A 15493-nucleotide genomic window follows, 5' to 3' on the forward strand; every position below is an offset into this window, starting at 1 on the left:
CCCAGCGGAGACTGTATGGAATCGCCAACATCAGACTCGCGTCATGATCGGATGGCAGTCAGACTTTCAGTCATTATCAGTCGTTTGTTGAGTGGTGAGGCGCTGGTACTGAAATCTTTGTCAGAGGAGTTTGGTGTCTCTGAGCGCACTCTTCGCAGGGATCTACATCAGCGCCTGATACATCTTGATATACGCAATGATGATGGTGTTTACCGGCTAAGTGAGAGCAGGCTGCGAGATCGTTCTCCCGGTGCGCTTTCATTTATCCGGGCATCAGGTATCGCCCGGATACTCCCCATCCAGGATAAGCAGTTGGTGAATATGCTGATTGACGAGAGCAGGGTATCTCCTTGCCTTATCTGGCATGCCCCTTTGAAACCTCATGTCACGTTTCCCGAGTTTTTCATCCGTCTGGTTCAGGCAATTTGTCAAAGCCAGCAAATCACAGTGCTTGCTGAAGGACATCGGTATCTCTCACTGGAGCCTTACCGACTCATTTATTACGGAGAAGAGTGGTATCTGGTTGCATGCCAGTCCAGTGAAATCCGTGTGTTTGCACTGACTACTATCGGTGCAGTCACAGTGGCTTCAGAAAAGTTCATTCAAAGGGATGATATCAGCAGCCTGATCTCCGGTGAGGGCTTTATCACTGCGCTACCGCATTTCCCGTTTATTAACGATGTCATCAATACCTTTCGGCAGTAAATCTGCCAGGAAAGTATGCCCGCTTTCCGTTCAATACTTACGTTAAGGAGAAACACGAATGAATAAATGCTTTTCAAAAAAGAAAACACTGATTGCAGTCGTAATCAGTCTCGCTGCTTTCAATGCCTCTGCAGCCTGGACGGTAAACGGTACGTTCTGCCAGACGAACAGTGAAGACGGGCGTGTGATTGTCCGGGTTAAACCCTCGACCGTCGGTTTGATTGAAATGAAGCCCCAATGCAATGGGCGCGGTGCTTTTGGGCTGACCGGCAGCAATTTTGGTGTTAACGATACAGTGTATCCCTCCAGCGTGATGTGCAATGCCCAGACGCAGTTCTACACAGTGCAAACGACGATGGCGACCAAAGACATCCGGTCGATCATTAAATCATTCAGTAAATCTGACTCTGTTTCTGTGAACACCTTTGGCGGTGCTTTTTCAGTAAATACGGCGGATTTTTCTAAAGTCTGTGCTTCCATTATCGGACAACAGGTCGCAGAAAATGACCCGCAGGAGACATTAAAGCGGGATATGAAACGGATGGGATATGAGCAGGGGCCTGATGGTCAATGGCATAAACGCAGCCTGACGGCGACACAGTAGGAAAACCGGGGAATATAAATGAAATATAAAATGGTTACAGGTATGGCGCTGGCAATGGCGATCCTTGCATCGGCAACTGTGCATGCAGCTCTTAACCAGCAGGATCAGCTGTCAGCACTGGAAACTGCTGAGAAAATCTATGATGCCATACTGGGGAGTGGTGCAGCAGCGGACGCCCGTTGGGAAACACCGAAACAGTTAAAAGATATCAGTGACCCGGTTATACCCGGTAATAAACTCCATGTACTTGAATATACCGTGATGGACCCTGCTAACGGTGCTTTTCAGCGTATTCATGTTTTAGTTAATGTCGATGGTGGTGTAGCTGGCGCTGAAATTATCTATGCTGGTCGCTAGCTCTCTCTAACGTCTTCACATAGTCAACCAACCACTTTCATTCGGGCCATGCCTCCCTCGGGACGCATGGCCTTTTGCTTTTATACCGCTTAGAAGGAATTGCCCATGAAACTAGCCAGCCGCTTTGGCCGCATAAATCAGGTCCGTCGTGACCGCCCGTTAACCCATGAAGAACTGATGCAATTCGTGCCCAGCATCTTTAGTGAAGATAAGCACGAATCCAGAAGTGAACGCTACACCTACATTCCCACTATTACCCTGCTGGATAACCTCCAGCGTGAGGGATTTCGCCCATTCTTTGCCTGTCAGACCCGCGTTCGCGATGAAAGCAAACGTGAGTATACAAAACACATGCTCCGCCTGCGCCGGGAGGGACAAATCACCGGCAAACAGGTGCCGGAAATTATCCTGCTAAACAGCCATGATGGTTCTAGTTCTTATCAGATGTTGCCGGGATTGTTTCGGGCTGTCTGTAGCAATGGTCTGGTCTGCGGTGAATCGTTTGGCGAAGTGCGGGTACCGCATAAAGGCAACGTGGTGGAGAGGGTTATCGAAGGGGCTTACGAGGTTCTGGGGATTTTTGACCGTGTGGAAGAAAAGCGGGATGCCATGCAATCACTTATGCTTCCGCCACCGGCTCAGCAGGCGCTAGCGAAAGCTGCACTGACATATTGCTTTGGCGAGGAGCATCAGCCCGTGACGGAATCACAGCTACTAGCCCCCCGTCGCTGGCAGGATGAGTCCGGGGATCTGTGGACAACTTATCAGCGTATTCAGGAGAACCTGATCAAAGGCGGTTTGTATGGTCGCAATGCAAAAGGAGGACGCACACATACCCGCGCAATTAAAGGTATTGATGGTGATGTGAAGCTGAATCGCGCGCTGTGGGTAATGGCTGAAAATATGCTGCAACTCGCCTCATGAATGACATCCCTGTGTGTGTTTATAGCTCTGTAGCTGGTAGTTACGGGGCTTTTTTTAAGGAGCCATCATGTCCGAACTGAATTTGCCTTCGGTCTTCCCGATGAATGAGCAACGTACCATCCGTCGTGCCCTGCGATTACTGGAGAAATATCAGCGGCAACCCAGTGAGTCGTTCCTTGCCGCTAGCTTCGCGAGAAATTGGTTACAGCTCTATTTGGCAAAGCAGGAGCGCGAAGTCTTCGTTGTTATCTATCTCGATAATCAACATCGTCTGCTGGAGCATGAAACGCTCTTCCTCGGCACGATTAACCATACTGAAATCCATCCTCGCGAAATTGTGAAATCTGCACTGCGCCATAATGCTGCTGCGGTGATCGTCTCTCATAACCACCCATCTGGCATTACCGATGCCAGTAAAGCTGACAGAGCCATTACGTCCAGGATTATAGAGGCGCTGAGTCTGGTCGATGTCCGGCTACTGGATCATTTCATCATTGGTGATGGGGACGCTTTGTCGTTTGCTGAGCATGGATGGCTATAAGAAGAGGAAGGACTAATGAGAATCATCAGTAAGAGTCAGGCGATGGCAATTTATCGTCTGCATCCTGAATCCCGATTGTTTCGCTTCTGTACTGGGAAATATCGCTGGTCCGGGAGCGTCTGCCATTACTACGGTCATGAAGTTCAGGATATCAAAGGTGTTCTGGCCGTCTTTGCCGAACGACGCCAGGATCGGAACGGACCTTATGTCTGTCTGCGCAGCGTCACTCTCAATTAACCTTATAAAAGGAGCTTAAGATGTCGAATAAGACACTGACAGTGAATGATGATACTGCTGAGCTCTGGTGGGGCTTGAGTCGTAACGTCATCCCTTGTTTTGGTGCACGTCTGGTCCAGGAAGGTAACCGCCTACATTATCTGGCTGACCGCGCCAGCATAACAGGTCAGTTCAATGAAGCGGATTTACTCCATCTTGATCAGGCATTCCCGGTCCTGTTGAAGCAGGCAGAGCTCATGCTTACCAGCGGTGAACTGAATCCCCGACACCAGCATTGCGTCACGCTCTATGCAAAGGGGCTGACCTGCGAAGCTGATACGCAGGGCACCTGTGGCTACGTCTATATTGCCATTTACCCCACTCACGCTAATCGACCTTAGAACTCATTTTTACGAGAACAACTCATGAATACTTTACCTGCAATAAACCAGCGGGCTGCTCAGTCATGCTCATCGCCCGTGGTTGTCTGGCAAATGCTGCTTGCTCGACTACTTGAGCAGCACTATGGCCTGACGTTAAACGACACGCCGTTCAGCGATGAAGCTGTTATTAAAGGTCATATCGAAGCTGGCATCACGCTTGTCGATGCTGTTAATTTTCTGGTGGAGAAGTGCGAATTGGCCCGTATCGACCGCAGGGGATTTAGCTGGCAGGAGCAAGCGCCTTACCTTACGATTGTTGATATCATGAAGGCTCGCCGCTATCTTGGTATCATTAACCGTAGCTAATCTAGAGCAATTGCATTTCTACCTTTGAGTATGAAAGCATTTTGCTATCATCACGCTATCTGCTGATTTATCAATACGAGGGAATAGGTGGTATTTCAAGCATCCTTGCTTTGGGGGTATGTGTGGGGGTATAAATTCACTTATAACTTAAAAAATTGTTTTTATTCAATTAAATAGTTTGTTTGTTCTAATCCCTTCGCCCGCTCCAAAATTCTCTCCCTGTAGTTAATCCTTAAAAACGTTAGATAGCGACACCGGAATCCGGTGGTAGCGTGCCGTTACCTTCACCCAGATTACGTTGTAGCAATACCGTATCAAGCCAGAGTCCATGTTTAAAGCCAATGTTCTTTAGCGTGCCGATTTGCGTAAATCCGGCCTGTTGATGGACCTTCAGCGATCCCTGATTATTGCTGTCGCCCACGATGGCGATCAACTGCCGATAACCGTGCATTTCGGCCCAGTCAATGACATGGCGGAGCAACGCTTTTCCCGCCCCCTGACGCTGTGCCGTCGGGTCAATGTAAATCGAATCTTCGAGGGTATAGCGGTAGGCATAACGCTCGCGATAGCGAGTGAGATAACAATACCCTATGACCTTATCTTCCTGCAGTGCAACAACCCACGGCAGTCCCAGACTGCGGATTTTTTCCAGACGTGCCAGCATCTCTCGGGTATCCGGCGGGTCAGTTTCAAAGCTGCCGGTACCGTGAATAACATGGTGGGCGTAGATATCGCGTATGGCGTGGATGTGCTCTTCTTCTGCGTTAACGATTTTCATTGTTCAGTCCCTGTTGGCGTCTTTGCCCAGATTACCTGAAAGACTGAGGGGAAGGTAAGTGCAAAAAATTATGCTTCTATCAGTTGCTTGTAATGCAAATAGGCTTGCATATTGTAAGGGGAAATAATTGATTGTGGTTGATATTGTCAATAGTACGCAAGGTTGGTAAATATATTAACAGGTAAAGTAATACACAATTATTCACGCACGTATTTGATTGATTTTCCAAATACCAATTATGGTAGGTTTCGAAAAATGATAAATAAAGTTGTTTGATTTCAACGCATTGTTACTGTATCTAATTCTTCTTGCGTCTGTACCCTTATTTTAATTTCATTGGCCCTGTTTGAGCCCTAAAAATTAAGTTATATTTTGTTGTTAGCAGAGTGCCTATTATCAGATTTTTCTCTGCTCACCTCTCAAAATAGTTACCATGCAAACAGTTGCGCGGTGTGGCTATGCTAACCAGCAATAGTCAGCATCGTCACATGGCGTCATCGGGCAAACTTTGTTTAAATCCAGAATTCAATCCCAAGAGTATTAGGATAATCTAGTCTAAAATGCTTTTTTGCCTAAGGCTTTTCTTATTACGTAGCCACGAACTACGCAGAGTGATAAAATTCACAAGTTTATGCCTCCTATCCAACGATTAGAGGACGAGGCACAGGTAGTCAATAAGACGAAAGAATTAATAGCTTCATAACCCTATTACGAAATAAGCGGTAGTGCATCTTACATGGTCGGCAACTGTCAGGGATTGACCGTAACTTATTGAAAACGCTTATTTTTACTCTGATGTAAGATATAAGGGCAGATATGTTCAGTATGCGTCGACATGCCAACTTCATTAAACGTTTTAAGTCTGTAAGCTGTTTATTTACGGCAAGCGTTCTTTTCCCTATGCAAATCTCAGCAGCAGTATCAGATTATGACGCTTTGGTTATTGAAGCGCGAGGTGGTAATAGTGCGCCGCTATTGCACTACCTTGAGGATCAGGGAAAGAAAAGTGCGCTAACGCCAAATCAGGTTGCCGACTGGCTGCAAGTTTCTGGTTGGGTTGAGAACAACGATAAAACTACCATTGAAATCTGGCAGCGGTATCGTGGGCAGATGGATGTGCCTGCGCGCGGCAAAGTCGCCGCTGCACGTGCGTACCGTAACCAGAAAAACTGGAATGATTCATTGGCGGTGTGGGAAAGCGTTTTACAGGAAGAGCCTGATAACGTGGATGTACGCACCGGCTGGATAATGACGTTGGCGGATGCGCGCTACAACCAACAAGCCCTTACTGAAGCGAATAAATGGGCTCAGGCACATCCGGGCGCAGATTCCGACGCGCTACTTGCCTACGTATATCATTCTCAGGGGAAAAACTGGGATGCGCTGTTGGTTGCCAGCCAGGCGGATGATGTTGATCCAGGCAATAAAAATGCAAAATCCACGCTGCTATCTGCGCTGTCGGCGAACCGCGTTTCCGGACCCGCTTTAAATATGGCGGAGGTCGTTCCCACGGCTGATCCAGTGAAGCGCCGTCTTGAGCTTGATGCGGCGGCCGAAATGGTCCGATCCTCTTATACGTCCGCACGTAATGAAGAAGAACGTTTTATCGTAGCGGATAAAGCGTTGGCCCGTTATGACCAACTATTGGCGGCCTGGAAAGATGAGCCGTCTGCGCAGAATGATGTCCGTCGGGCGAGAATTGACCGTATGGGTGCCCTGTTGGTGCGTAAGCGTACTGCCGAAGTGATTGATGAGTATGACTCCCTTTCTGCAAGCGGTGAAGTACCAAACTATGCAAAACGCTGGGTGGCATCAGCATGGTTAAGCGAACGTCAGCCGGAAAAAACCGAAGCGATGCTGGCGAGCATCTTCTACCCGAATGGACCTATCCCGGTGACGCCGCTCAGTCCTGAGGATCAACAAGATCTGTTCTACGCGCACATTGATAATGAAAACTTCGATGCTGCCAAAAAACAAGTCGATGATTTGATCAAAGAGAGTCCGTATCTGCGGCGTATCTATGGCTCGCCAACGCCGCAGCCTAACGATAACTGGCTGCTCGGACAGTCGCTACTGACGCAATATCATATCGCTGCCAATGAACTGCCGGAGGCAGAAAAGCTCGCAGAGCATCTGGCACGAACAGGCTCTGGTAACCAGGGATTGCGCATATCTTATGCCTCTGTGCTTGAAGCGCGTGGATTGCCGCATGCGGCGGAGAAAGAGCTTAAGCTGGCGGAAGTAATTGAGCCAAGCAACCTGGAGCTGGAACGTCAGCAGGCTTACGTTGCACTGGATCTTCAGGAGTGGAAACAGGCAGATGAACTGACGGATGACGTTATTGCCCGTAGCCCGGATGATGAAGCGACGCTGCGCCTCGCGCGTATTCGTGATGTCCACAAAATGTCGGAAGTGCGTATTAGTGGAACGCAGGGGATCTCGTCCGATAGCCCGGTCAGCGGTAAGAATGACTTCAACATCAACACGGCTATTTACAGTCCGCCGATTAATGACAACTGGCGACTGTTTACCGGATTCAACTTTGCTACCGGTGAATTTGAGGAAGGGAAGGGCATCAGCCGCGATCTGGCGGCGGGTGCAGAATGGACTTCCCGCGATTACTGGGCGGAAATGGAAGTGTCTGGCCGAAATTATGGCGATGGTCAGAAGATTGGCGGGCGTCTATCCGGTTGGCATGACTTCAATGACAACTGGCGCGTTGGTGGTTCGGCCGAGCGCCTCTCTCGCAATACCCCGTTGCGCGCGCTGCGTAGTGGCGTGTATGCCAACGGCGGCGATATGTTTGTTCGCTGGTATCAAAACGAACGACGTGAATATCAACTGTCGTTTGCCGCATCACATTTCTCGGACGGTAACGATCGCATCGAATACGGACTCAGCGGAAAAGAGCGCATGTGGACCACGCCACGCTTCACGCTGGACTTTACGCCGGGCATTGGCGGGAGCACCAACACCAAAGAAAATGTGCCGTATTACAACCCGAAGAGTGATTTTTCGGTTGTCCCTGGCCTGAGCGCAGAGCAGGTTCTTTACCGCCACTATGATACCGTCTGGACGCAGCAAGGTCTGGCTGGCGTAGGTGGCTACTGGCAGCAAGGTGAAGATGCAGGCGCTATCGTCCAGGTGGGATACGGGCAACGGCTTAAATGGAACAACGTCGTAGACGGCGGGGTGATGCTGATTTGGGATAAACGCCCCTATGACGGTAAACGTGAGCGGAATATCTCCCTCGCTTTCGATTTAAATGTCAGGTTTTAAGGATTGTTCATGCTGAAAAGATGCCTGTGGCTTAGCGCATTAATCGCTGGCTGGTTGATGATTACCGCGTGCAGCAGCGCGCACAATACAACGCCTCGCTATGTTCCTCCCTGGGAGAGAACACCGCTGACGGCGGATCATCCGTGGCCGAAAAATAGCTTTCTGGTGCTCGGCTACCATGATGTGGAGGATGGTGCAGCCGACCAGCGCTACCTCTCTGTGCGTACCAGCGCGTTGAGCGACCAAATGGCCTGGCTGCGTGATAATGGCTATCAGCCGATCAGCGTGCAGCAAATTCTGGACGCCCATGACGGTAAAATTGTACTGCCGGAAAAAGCGGTATTACTCACCTTTGACGACGGGTATAGCAGTTTTTATACCCGCGTCTGGCCATTGCTGAAAGCCTACAACTGGCCTGCGCTCTGGGCGCCAGTAGGCAGTTGGGTTGATGCGCCAGCCAACAAAAAAGTCGATTTTGGTGGCTTAATGACCGCGCGAGACAAATTCGCCACCTGGAAAATGGTCGAAGAAATGGGGAAATCGCCGTTGGTGGAAGTCGGTGCGCACACCTGGAACTCGCACTTTGGCGCTGAGGCCAACCCGCAGGGGAGTAAAGAGCCCGCTGTGGCGAACCGCCTGTATGATAAGAAAACTGGCACTTACGAAACGGACGAACAGTACACACGACGTATTAACACGGATATCTCTCTGATCACTAACAAGATCAAAGCGGTGACCGGAAAATCGCCGCGTGCGTGGGTATGGCCTTACGGCGCAGCCAACGGTACAACGTTAAACTTGGCCAAAGAGCATGGCTATAAGATGGCCTTTACGCTTAATGAGGGGTTGGCGAATGCCGCGTTTCTCGACGATATTCCGCGCGTGCTGATCTCTGATAACCCATCCCTTAAGCGCTTTGCCAGTCAGGTCGCTCAGGTCCGTGAACCACAGACGATGCGCGTGATGCATGTCGATCTGGATTACGTGTATGACAAAGACCCTGCTCAGCAGAAGCGAAATATCGATAAGCTGATCCAGCGCGTTTATGACATGCGTATTTCTCATGTCTTCCTGCAGGCGTACGCCGATCCGCAGGGCGACGGGAATATTCGTGAGGTCTATTTCCCCAACCGCTGGCTGCCGATGCGTGCCGATCTCTTTAACTATATCTCCTGGCAGTTACAAACGCGGGCAGGGGTGACGGTGTATGCCTGGATGCCGGTTCTGGCTTTCGATCTCGATGCGTCCATTCCGCGCGTAACCGCATGGGATCCGAAAACGGGACGCACTGCTATCAATCACGAGAACTATGTTCGTCTCTCGCCCTGGGACAGCGAAGCGCGCAAACGCATCACTGAAATCTATGAAGACCTGGCGAAGCACGCCAGTTTCAAAGGTATTTTGTTCCATGACGATGCTTTCCTGACGGATTTTGAAGATGCGTCACCGGAGGCGTTAGCCGCCTACCGTGCCGCAGGGCTTCCGGGCAGTATCGAGCAAATACGTAATAATCCTCAGGCGTTCGAGCGCTGGACTCGCCTGAAAAGTAAGATGCTTATTGACTTCACCAAACAACTGACCCGGACGGTGCGTAATATTCGCGGTCCACAGGTGCAAACTGCGCGCAATATTTACGCCATGCCGGTACTGGAGCCTGAAAGTGAAGCCTGGTTTGCACAAAACCTGAATGATTTCCTCAATACCTATGACTGGACGGCGCCGATGGCGATGCCATTCATGGAACAAATCCCGGCCAATGATGCCAACGCATGGCTTGACCGACTGGTGAATGCCGTTGCACAAACCCCTGGGGCGCTGGATAAAACCGTGTTTGAACTGCAGGCACGAGACTGGCGTAAATCCGGGGATCAGGCTGAAATCAGCGGAAAACAAATAGCCGAATGGATGCGCCAGCTGAAATTAAGCGGTGCAGGTAACTACGGCTATTACCCGGATGATTTCATCAGCGACAAACCTGAGATGTCAGAGATTCGCTCGACGTTCTCCTCATACTGGTATCCGCAAAAATGACCGATCGCATTATTGCTTTCCTGATACTTTGCCTGATGTTCAGCCTGCCGTTTGGCGTGGCTGTCATCTTTACAGGTGAAGTGATGTTGAACTTCGTCTTCTTCTGGCCTTTGTTCATGTCTGCTTTGTGGATAAGCGGAGGGGTCTATTTCTGGTTTTACCGTGAACGTCACTGGAAATGGGGAGATGACACGCCACCACCAACTCTGCCGGGGAATCCACTGGTTTCCATTCTGATCCCCTGTTTTAACGAAGGGATCAACGCGCGTGAAACCATTGAGGCAGCACTGGCACAGCGATATAGGAATATCGAAGTGATCGCCATCAACGATGGTTCGACGGATGACACTCACGACGTGCTGGAACAACTGGCAGTGGAATACCCCAGCCTACGGGTGATTCATCTGGCTGAAAACCAGGGTAAAGCGCTGGCGCTCAAGACCGGTGCGGCCGCGGCGCGCAGTGATTACCTGGTGTGTATTGATGGCGATGCGTTACTGGATCGTGATGCCGTTGCCTATATTGTGGCTCCGCTGATCCAGTTCCCGCGCGTTGGTGCGGTGACGGGGAACCCGCGTATTCGAACCCGCTCTACGTTAATCGGTCGTGTGCAGGTCGGTGAGTTCTCTTCCATTATCGGCTTAATTAAGCGTACTCAGCGAGTCTATGGGCAGATCTTTACCGTTTCCGGCGTAGTTGCGGCGTTTCGTCGTCGCGCGTTGGCCGAGGTCGGTTACTGGAGCCCGGACATGATCACCGAAGATATCGATATCAGCTGGAAGCTGCAATTGCGCCACTGGTCGGTATTCTTTGAGCCGCGCGCTCTGTGCTGGATCCTGATGCCTGAAACATTAAAAGGGCTATGGAAGCAGCGTTTGCGCTGGGCGCAGGGTGGTGCAGAGGTGTTTATCGTTAACATGCGTCGCCTGTGGTCGTGGGAGTTCCGCCGCATGTGGCCGCTGTTTCTTGAGTTCTGTTTTTCTACCGCCTGGTCGTTTGCCTATGCGATCAGTATCGTGCTGTTCCTGTTAGGGCTGATGATCCCGATGCCGGACTCGCTGTATGTACAGCATCTGTTCCCGCCAGCCTTTACCGGACTTATCCTCGGCGTGGTGTGCTTGCTGCAGTTTGCGGTGAGCCTGATGATTGAACGACGCTATGAAAAAGGCATTGGCGCCTCGTTGTTCTGGATTATCTGGTTCCCGGTGGTGTACTGGATGCTAAGCCTGTTCACCACGCTGGTCGCGTTCCCGAAAGTGATGCTCAAACGCAAACGCGGCAGAGCGCGTTGGGTGAGTCCTGACCGCGGTATTGGGAGGATCGAATCATGAACCAGCCACTGATCTTCACGGAGCGGCGTTTGCTGCCGCGCATCATCGATGTGTTGTTGACGGCCATCGCATGGGTTGGATTTATCTATTTGATCTATAAAGGGCTGATCACAGCCCTGGCGCATTCACCGTATATGGGGGTGCGACCCTTTTTCACCACGCTGGATACGGTCACGTTTTATATCCTTGTCGCCCTGGTCAACGGCCTGGTGCTGATTGGCTGGGCGAAGTACAACCAGTTTCGTTTTCGGGTCGAACGCCGCAGTCGCAGACCCGGGCTTGAAGACCATGAGCTGGCAGAAAGTTTGCGTATTACCCGGGAGCTGGTTACGGAACTGAACAAGGCGAGGGTGCTGACGGTCCACCATCATGAGAATGGCGAAATCAGTCATATCGATGTGGACAGGGATATTGCCGATAACCGCCTCCCGCCGCCGACGCCTGCGATGCTGGAGTATTTGCCGCCAGAGCCGCAGCCGTCGATACAGAAAAAGCCTGAATGATATTTCTGCTTTCAGCCACTTCCTTCAGCCTCGCATAGGTCTATGATTAGACCCAGACAATAAAAAAATGCGAGGCAATGTCGTGGATAAGGAACTACTGGATGCAGGTTACCGGGCCTATACCGGCGAGAAGATTGACGTCTACTTCAACACGGCGATGTGTCAGCATTCGGGCAATTGCGTGCGGGGAAGCGCGAAGCTGTTTAACCTGAAACGTAAACCGTGGATTATTCCGGATGAAGTGGACGTTGCCACGGTCATCAAGGTCATCGATACCTGTCCGAGCGGTGCGCTGAAATATCGCCAAAAATGAGTGAGGGAAGCATGGAAATTCTTGCAGGCCATAACAAGTTTTATGTCAATGATGCTGAGGGCAACCAAGTTGCCGAGATTGTTTTCGTGCCGACGGGCGAGCATCTGAGCATCATTGAACATACCGATGTCGATCCCAGCCTGAAAGGTCAGGGCGTCGGCAAACAGCTGGTGGCGAAAGTGGTAGAGAAGATGCGCGCTGAAAACCGCAAAGTTATTCCGCTGTGCCCGTTTGCCAAACATGAATGTGATAAAACCCGCGAGTACGACGATATCCGCGCCTGATTATCTTATATGCACTGGAAGGTATAACAGCCATCCGGTGCATCACGCCCGATGCAGTAAATCCTGATAAATCCCCGTCAGTATCCCTTGTGGGCCAAACTCTTTTTTAATCCACTGAGTGACACGACCGGTTGCCGAATGCTGGGTTGCCAAAAGCATTCGTGAATCCTGACGTGGGTTGTGGATCTGCCGTGTCACCAGCAACGACTTTTCCATCGCCTCGCGCACCATATAGTCTGGCAGAAAACCGATTCCCTCCCCCAGGATCTGGCACTGGCACTTGGTATTAAAATCGGGAACCAGAATCGACTCTTGACCGTGTAACAGCCAACCAACCTTCTTGTTGATGGTGTGTGCGGTGTCTTCCACCATGATGTTCGGGTACAGGCGCAGTTGGCTCTCAGAGATGGGTTCAGGCATAAACGCCAGCGGATGATCCGGGGCAATCGCAAATGACCAACGGATCGCGCCGATCTCGGTGTAATCAATTCCGCCGCCGTCCAGTAATGTATCGGGCGCGCCAATGGCGATATTGGCCAGGTTATTGATGATCGAATCCCAGACGCCGTTATACACCTCTGTAGTGACGGTTATCTGGCAGGTTGGAAACTGTTTCTTGAGTACCTGCAGCAGCCGCGCCGTATGTTGAGGGGTATACAATAGCTGGTTAATGCAGATGCGCACCCGAGCCTCAATTCCCTGAGCGATGGTATCAATGCTGCGCTTGATGGCGTGGAAATCGTTGAGCAGGTCGGTCGCCTTGCGAAACAGGTAACGCCCGGACTCGGTCAGCTCAATGCTGCGAGTACTGCGGGTAAACAGCACCACGTCGAGACCCATTTCCATGCGCTTAATGGTGTAACTAATTGCCGATGTGGTTAAGCCAAGCTCCTCCGCCGCCTTGCTGAAACTGCTATAGCGGGCAGCCATCGTAAATGCCAGTAGGTTTTCCTCGGTAAATATTGAATTCATCTTTCTCCCCTCCGGCAACAATGCGCATCCGCAACACGATGATTGTTGAATGTATTTGTAATCCTTATACAGAGCAATCAGTTTTGAACAGAATTTAACACTAGTTTTACATTTGGTTTGAAGGCAATCACACTTCTGTATTTTAATTGCAGGCCGCTATCCGTGCAGCATACCGCCTGATTTCCCGGACTACTGATTAGTGGCTAAAAGGGCCACAGCCATAAGGGAAAGATTGCACTACAGCACGTTTTGTCCTCATTGTTAAAATTGATTCAATAATCGATGCGCTAACGATGAATGAAATTTAAGCGGATGTTATTCTCTGCACTCTGTTGCTATTCTCAGGTTATCGGATATTTAAAAAGTCTAAAAAACTGCAGGAGAGCGATTATGTCAGAGAAAGAACTCATTACTGAATTTCTGCTGGCGGCAGAACAGGGCAATGCCGATGGATTAAAATCCTGTCTGGCAAAAAATGTGGATATTAACGCCACCAACCGCCAGGGGCGAACTGCCATTATTATTGCCAGCCTGAATAAACATTATGACTGTGTTTCTTTATTGATTGCTGCGGGTGCCGATATTAATAAACAAGATCAAACTTGTTTTAACCCCTTCCTGATTAGCTGCCTGACGAATGATTTAACGCTGTTGCGTACGGTATTACCAGCTAACCCCGACCTCAATTGCCTGAGCCGTTTTGGCGGCGTCGGTATTACGCCAGCCAGCGAAAAAGGCCATGTCGAGATCGTGCGTGAGCTGCTGCTGCGTACCGATATCAATGTCAACCATACTAATTTTGTTGGCTGGACGCCGCTCCTGGAAGCCATTGTGCTGAATGACGGCGGTGCGAAGCAGCAGGAGATCGTTAAGCTGCTGCTCGACCATGGCGCAAACCCGCACATGACGGATAAATACGGTAAAACCCCGCTGGAACTGGCGCGAGAGAAAGGGTACCACGAAATTGCCGAGCTGCTGATTGCGGCCGGAGCCTGACACAGGAGCGCCATTATCGCTACGCCATTACGGCGATGCGTACGGGCGCTAACCGCAGACGGCGCGTTTCTCACTTTCCGGGGAACGGGACGGGTTGAACAGGTTTTTTCCCACGCGGTAAACCTGTTGATACCCGAACAGCAGCGGATGTTGACGTTACTGAGTGAAGATTGTGATAACGCACCTAACAGCTGTCGGGTGATGCTGCCAACTTACTGATTTAGTGTATGATGGTGTTTTTGAGGTGCTCCAGTGGCTTCTGTTTCTATCAGCTGTCCCTCCTGTTCAGCTACTGACGGGGTGGTGCGTAACGGCAAAAGCACTGCCGGACATCAGCGCTATCTCTGCTCTCACTGCCGTAAAACATGGCAACTGCAGTTCACTTACACCGCTTCTCAACCCGGTACGCACCAGAAAATCATTGATATGGCCATGAATGGCGTTGGATGCCGGGCAACCGCCCGCATTATGGGCGTTGGCCTCAACACGATTTTACGTCACTTAAAAAACTCAGGCCGCAGTCGGTAACCTCGCGCATACAGCCGGGCAGTGACGTCATCGTCTGCGCGGAAATGGACGAACAGTGGGGCTATGTCGGGGCTAAATCGCGCCAGCGCTGGCTGTTTTACGCGTATGACAGGCTCCGGAAGACGGTTGTTGCGCACGTATTCGGTGAACGCACTATGGCGACGCTGGGGCGTCTTATGAGCCTGCTGTCACCCTTTGACGTGGTGATATGGATGACGGATGGCTGGCCGCTGTATGAATCCCGCCTGAAGGGAAAGCTGCACGTAATCAGCAAGCGATATACGCAGCGAATTGAGCGGCATAACCTGAATCTGAGGCAGCACCTGGCACGGCTGGGACGGAAGTCGCTGTCGTTCTCAAAATCGGTGGAGCTGCATGACAA

General features: G+C 50.7%; 18 protein-coding genes and 1 pseudogene. 17 read left to right on the top strand and 2 right to left on the bottom strand.

The genetic code is table 11. The features are described from left to right. Positions 1 to 15 precede the first annotated feature (15 nt). The 8 genes from OGY72_RS09625 (at position 16) to OGY72_RS09660 (ending at position 4096) form a co-directional block, all read left to right on the top strand. Complete coding sequence (locus tag OGY72_RS09625; protein ID WP_125293059.1) at positions 16 to 705, top strand: helix-turn-helix transcriptional regulator; 690 nt, start codon at positions 16 to 18, stop codon at positions 703 to 705. Between the two features lie 58 nt (positions 706 to 763). Beyond that, positions 764 to 1309 carry a hypothetical protein gene (locus tag OGY72_RS09630; protein ID WP_125293060.1) on the top strand — a complete coding sequence of 182 codons (546 nt, stop codon included), beginning with the start codon at positions 764 to 766 and terminating at the stop codon, positions 1307 to 1309. Between the two features lie 18 nt (positions 1310 to 1327). Then, the gene (locus OGY72_RS09635; protein WP_286547669.1) at positions 1328 to 1666 is read left to right on the top strand and encodes a hypothetical protein; all 339 of its coding nucleotides are present in this window, start codon (positions 1328 to 1330) and stop codon (positions 1664 to 1666) included. A 105-nt stretch (positions 1667 to 1771) separates the two neighbouring features. Continuing rightward, a complete protein-coding gene (locus OGY72_RS09640; protein WP_286547671.1) occupies positions 1772 to 2590 on the top strand; it encodes a DUF932 domain-containing protein in 819 nt (272 codons plus the stop codon). Positions 2591 to 2657: 67 nt separating this feature from the next. Beyond that, on the top strand, positions 2658 to 3131 hold the full coding sequence (gene radC, locus OGY72_RS09645) for a RadC family protein (RefSeq protein WP_123267985.1): 474 nt from the start codon (positions 2658 to 2660) through the stop codon (positions 3129 to 3131). Positions 3132 to 3146: 15 nt separating this feature from the next. Continuing rightward, the gene (locus OGY72_RS09650; RefSeq protein ID WP_286547672.1) at positions 3147 to 3368 is read left to right on the top strand and encodes a DUF987 domain-containing protein; all 222 of its coding nucleotides are present in this window, start codon (positions 3147 to 3149) and stop codon (positions 3366 to 3368) included. 20 nt (positions 3369 to 3388) lie between these two features. Continuing rightward, entirely contained in the window at positions 3389 to 3748 is a 360-nt protein-coding gene (locus OGY72_RS09655; protein WP_123267987.1) for a type IV toxin-antitoxin system YeeU family antitoxin, read from the top strand. 24 nt (positions 3749 to 3772) lie between these two features. After that, the gene (locus OGY72_RS09660) at positions 3773 to 4096 is read left to right on the top strand and encodes a TA system toxin CbtA family protein (RefSeq protein ID WP_123267988.1); all 324 of its coding nucleotides are present in this window, start codon (positions 3773 to 3775) and stop codon (positions 4094 to 4096) included. 241 nt (positions 4097 to 4337) lie between these two features. Here OGY72_RS09660 and OGY72_RS09665 read toward each other — a convergent pair whose 3' ends face one another. Continuing rightward, positions 4338 to 4874, bottom strand: coding sequence for a GNAT family N-acetyltransferase (locus tag OGY72_RS09665; protein WP_126317445.1), 537 nt, complete (start codon positions 4872 to 4874; stop codon positions 4338 to 4340). An 816-nt stretch (positions 4875 to 5690) separates the two neighbouring features. Between OGY72_RS09665 and pgaA the strand changes: the two genes are divergently transcribed. The 6 genes from pgaA (at position 5691) to OGY72_RS09695 (ending at position 12615) form a co-directional block, all read left to right on the top strand. After that, complete coding sequence (gene pgaA, locus OGY72_RS09670; protein WP_003825533.1) at positions 5691 to 8153, top strand: poly-beta-1,6 N-acetyl-D-glucosamine export porin PgaA; 2463 nt, start codon at positions 5691 to 5693, stop codon at positions 8151 to 8153. 9 nt (positions 8154 to 8162) lie between these two features. Beyond that, a complete protein-coding gene (pgaB, locus tag OGY72_RS09675; protein ID WP_286547677.1) occupies positions 8163 to 10184 on the top strand; it encodes a poly-beta-1,6-N-acetyl-D-glucosamine N-deacetylase PgaB in 2022 nt (673 codons plus the stop codon). Beyond that, positions 10181 to 11515: a poly-beta-1,6-N-acetyl-D-glucosamine synthase gene (pgaC, locus tag OGY72_RS09680; RefSeq protein WP_279275507.1), complete on the top strand. Its 1335-nt coding sequence runs from the start codon at positions 10181 to 10183 to the stop codon at positions 11513 to 11515. Before pgaB ends, pgaC begins: the two co-directional genes overlap by 4 nt. Further along, positions 11512 to 12018 carry a poly-beta-1,6-N-acetyl-D-glucosamine biosynthesis protein PgaD gene (gene pgaD / locus OGY72_RS09685; RefSeq protein WP_003825542.1) on the top strand — a complete coding sequence of 169 codons (507 nt, stop codon included), beginning with the start codon at positions 11512 to 11514 and terminating at the stop codon, positions 12016 to 12018. The genes pgaC and pgaD overlap by 4 nt, the downstream gene beginning before the upstream one ends. A gap of 82 nt (positions 12019 to 12100) precedes the next feature. Then, positions 12101 to 12331, top strand: coding sequence for a 4Fe-4S mono-cluster protein YjdI (yjdI, locus tag OGY72_RS09690; RefSeq protein ID WP_003825544.1), 231 nt, complete (start codon positions 12101 to 12103; stop codon positions 12329 to 12331). A gap of 11 nt (positions 12332 to 12342) precedes the next feature. Continuing rightward, the gene (locus OGY72_RS09695; protein ID WP_286547681.1) at positions 12343 to 12615 is read left to right on the top strand and encodes a GNAT family N-acetyltransferase; all 273 of its coding nucleotides are present in this window, start codon (positions 12343 to 12345) and stop codon (positions 12613 to 12615) included. 42 nt (positions 12616 to 12657) lie between these two features. Here OGY72_RS09695 and OGY72_RS09700 read toward each other — a convergent pair whose 3' ends face one another. Continuing rightward, positions 12658 to 13587, bottom strand: a complete 930-nt coding sequence (locus tag OGY72_RS09700; RefSeq protein WP_003825551.1) for a LysR substrate-binding domain-containing protein — start codon at positions 13585 to 13587, stop codon at positions 12658 to 12660. Between the two features lie 390 nt (positions 13588 to 13977). On the opposite strand from OGY72_RS09700, the gene OGY72_RS09705 reads away from it, so the two are divergent. The 3 genes and pseudogenes from OGY72_RS09705 to OGY72_RS09715 all read left to right on the top strand — a co-directional run. Next, positions 13978 to 14583 (top strand): ankyrin repeat domain-containing protein, encoded by a 606-nt coding sequence (locus OGY72_RS09705; RefSeq protein ID WP_038633392.1) that lies wholly within the window; start codon positions 13978 to 13980, stop codon positions 14581 to 14583. Between the two features lie 87 nt (positions 14584 to 14670). Beyond that, positions 14671 to 14790: pseudogene (locus OGY72_RS24915) on the top strand (oxamate carbamoyltransferase subunit AllH family protein); the annotation flags it as partial. Positions 14791 to 14835: 45 nt separating this feature from the next. Next, positions 14836 to 15493 (top strand): IS1-like element IS1A family transposase gene (locus OGY72_RS09715; RefSeq protein ID WP_249362192.1). Its coding sequence is split into 2 segments (ribosomal slippage), with 659 coding nucleotides annotated over them: positions 14836 to 15085 and positions 15085 to 15493; the frame shifts between segments, so codons are not numbered across the junction. This gene is flagged as partial in the annotation.

This window comes from Citrobacter sp. Cpo221 (assembly GCF_030332345.1).
GTDB lineage: Bacteria > Pseudomonadota > Gammaproteobacteria > Enterobacterales > Enterobacteriaceae > Citrobacter > Citrobacter portucalensis.

Excerpts from the sequence above, each read along its gene's own strand:
- OGY72_RS09695 (WP_286547681.1), top strand. The coding sequence starts at position 12,343 with ATGGAAATTCTTGCAGGCCATAACAAGTTTTATGTCAATGATGCTGAG.
- OGY72_RS09625 (WP_125293059.1), top strand. The coding sequence starts at position 16 with ATGGAATCGCCAACATCAGACTCGCGTCATGATCGGATGGCAGTCAGA.
- pgaC (WP_279275507.1), top strand. The coding sequence starts at position 10,181 with ATGACCGATCGCATTATTGCTTTCCTGATACTTTGCCTGATGTTCAGC.
- OGY72_RS09640 (WP_286547671.1), top strand. The coding sequence starts at position 1,772 with ATGAAACTAGCCAGCCGCTTTGGCCGCATAAATCAGGTCCGTCGTGAC.
- pgaB (WP_286547677.1), top strand. The coding sequence starts at position 8,163 with ATGCTGAAAAGATGCCTGTGGCTTAGCGCATTAATCGCTGGCTGGTTG.
- OGY72_RS09650 (WP_286547672.1), top strand. The coding sequence starts at position 3,147 with ATGAGAATCATCAGTAAGAGTCAGGCGATGGCAATTTATCGTCTGCAT.
- OGY72_RS09660 (WP_123267988.1), top strand. The coding sequence starts at position 3,773 with ATGAATACTTTACCTGCAATAAACCAGCGGGCTGCTCAGTCATGCTCA.
- pgaA (WP_003825533.1), top strand. The coding sequence starts at position 5,691 with ATGTTCAGTATGCGTCGACATGCCAACTTCATTAAACGTTTTAAGTCT.
- OGY72_RS09635 (WP_286547669.1), top strand. The coding sequence starts at position 1,328 with ATGAAATATAAAATGGTTACAGGTATGGCGCTGGCAATGGCGATCCTT.
- OGY72_RS09700 (WP_003825551.1), bottom strand. The coding sequence starts at position 13,587 with ATGAATTCAATATTTACCGAGGAAAACCTACTGGCATTTACGATGGCT.
- pgaD (WP_003825542.1), top strand. The coding sequence starts at position 11,512 with ATGAACCAGCCACTGATCTTCACGGAGCGGCGTTTGCTGCCGCGCATC.
- OGY72_RS09655 (WP_123267987.1), top strand. The coding sequence starts at position 3,389 with ATGTCGAATAAGACACTGACAGTGAATGATGATACTGCTGAGCTCTGG.
- OGY72_RS09665 (WP_126317445.1), bottom strand. The coding sequence starts at position 4,874 with ATGAAAATCGTTAACGCAGAAGAAGAGCACATCCACGCCATACGCGAT.
- radC (WP_123267985.1), top strand. The coding sequence starts at position 2,658 with ATGTCCGAACTGAATTTGCCTTCGGTCTTCCCGATGAATGAGCAACGT.
- OGY72_RS09630 (WP_125293060.1), top strand. The coding sequence starts at position 764 with ATGAATAAATGCTTTTCAAAAAAGAAAACACTGATTGCAGTCGTAATC.
- OGY72_RS09705 (WP_038633392.1), top strand. The coding sequence starts at position 13,978 with ATGTCAGAGAAAGAACTCATTACTGAATTTCTGCTGGCGGCAGAACAG.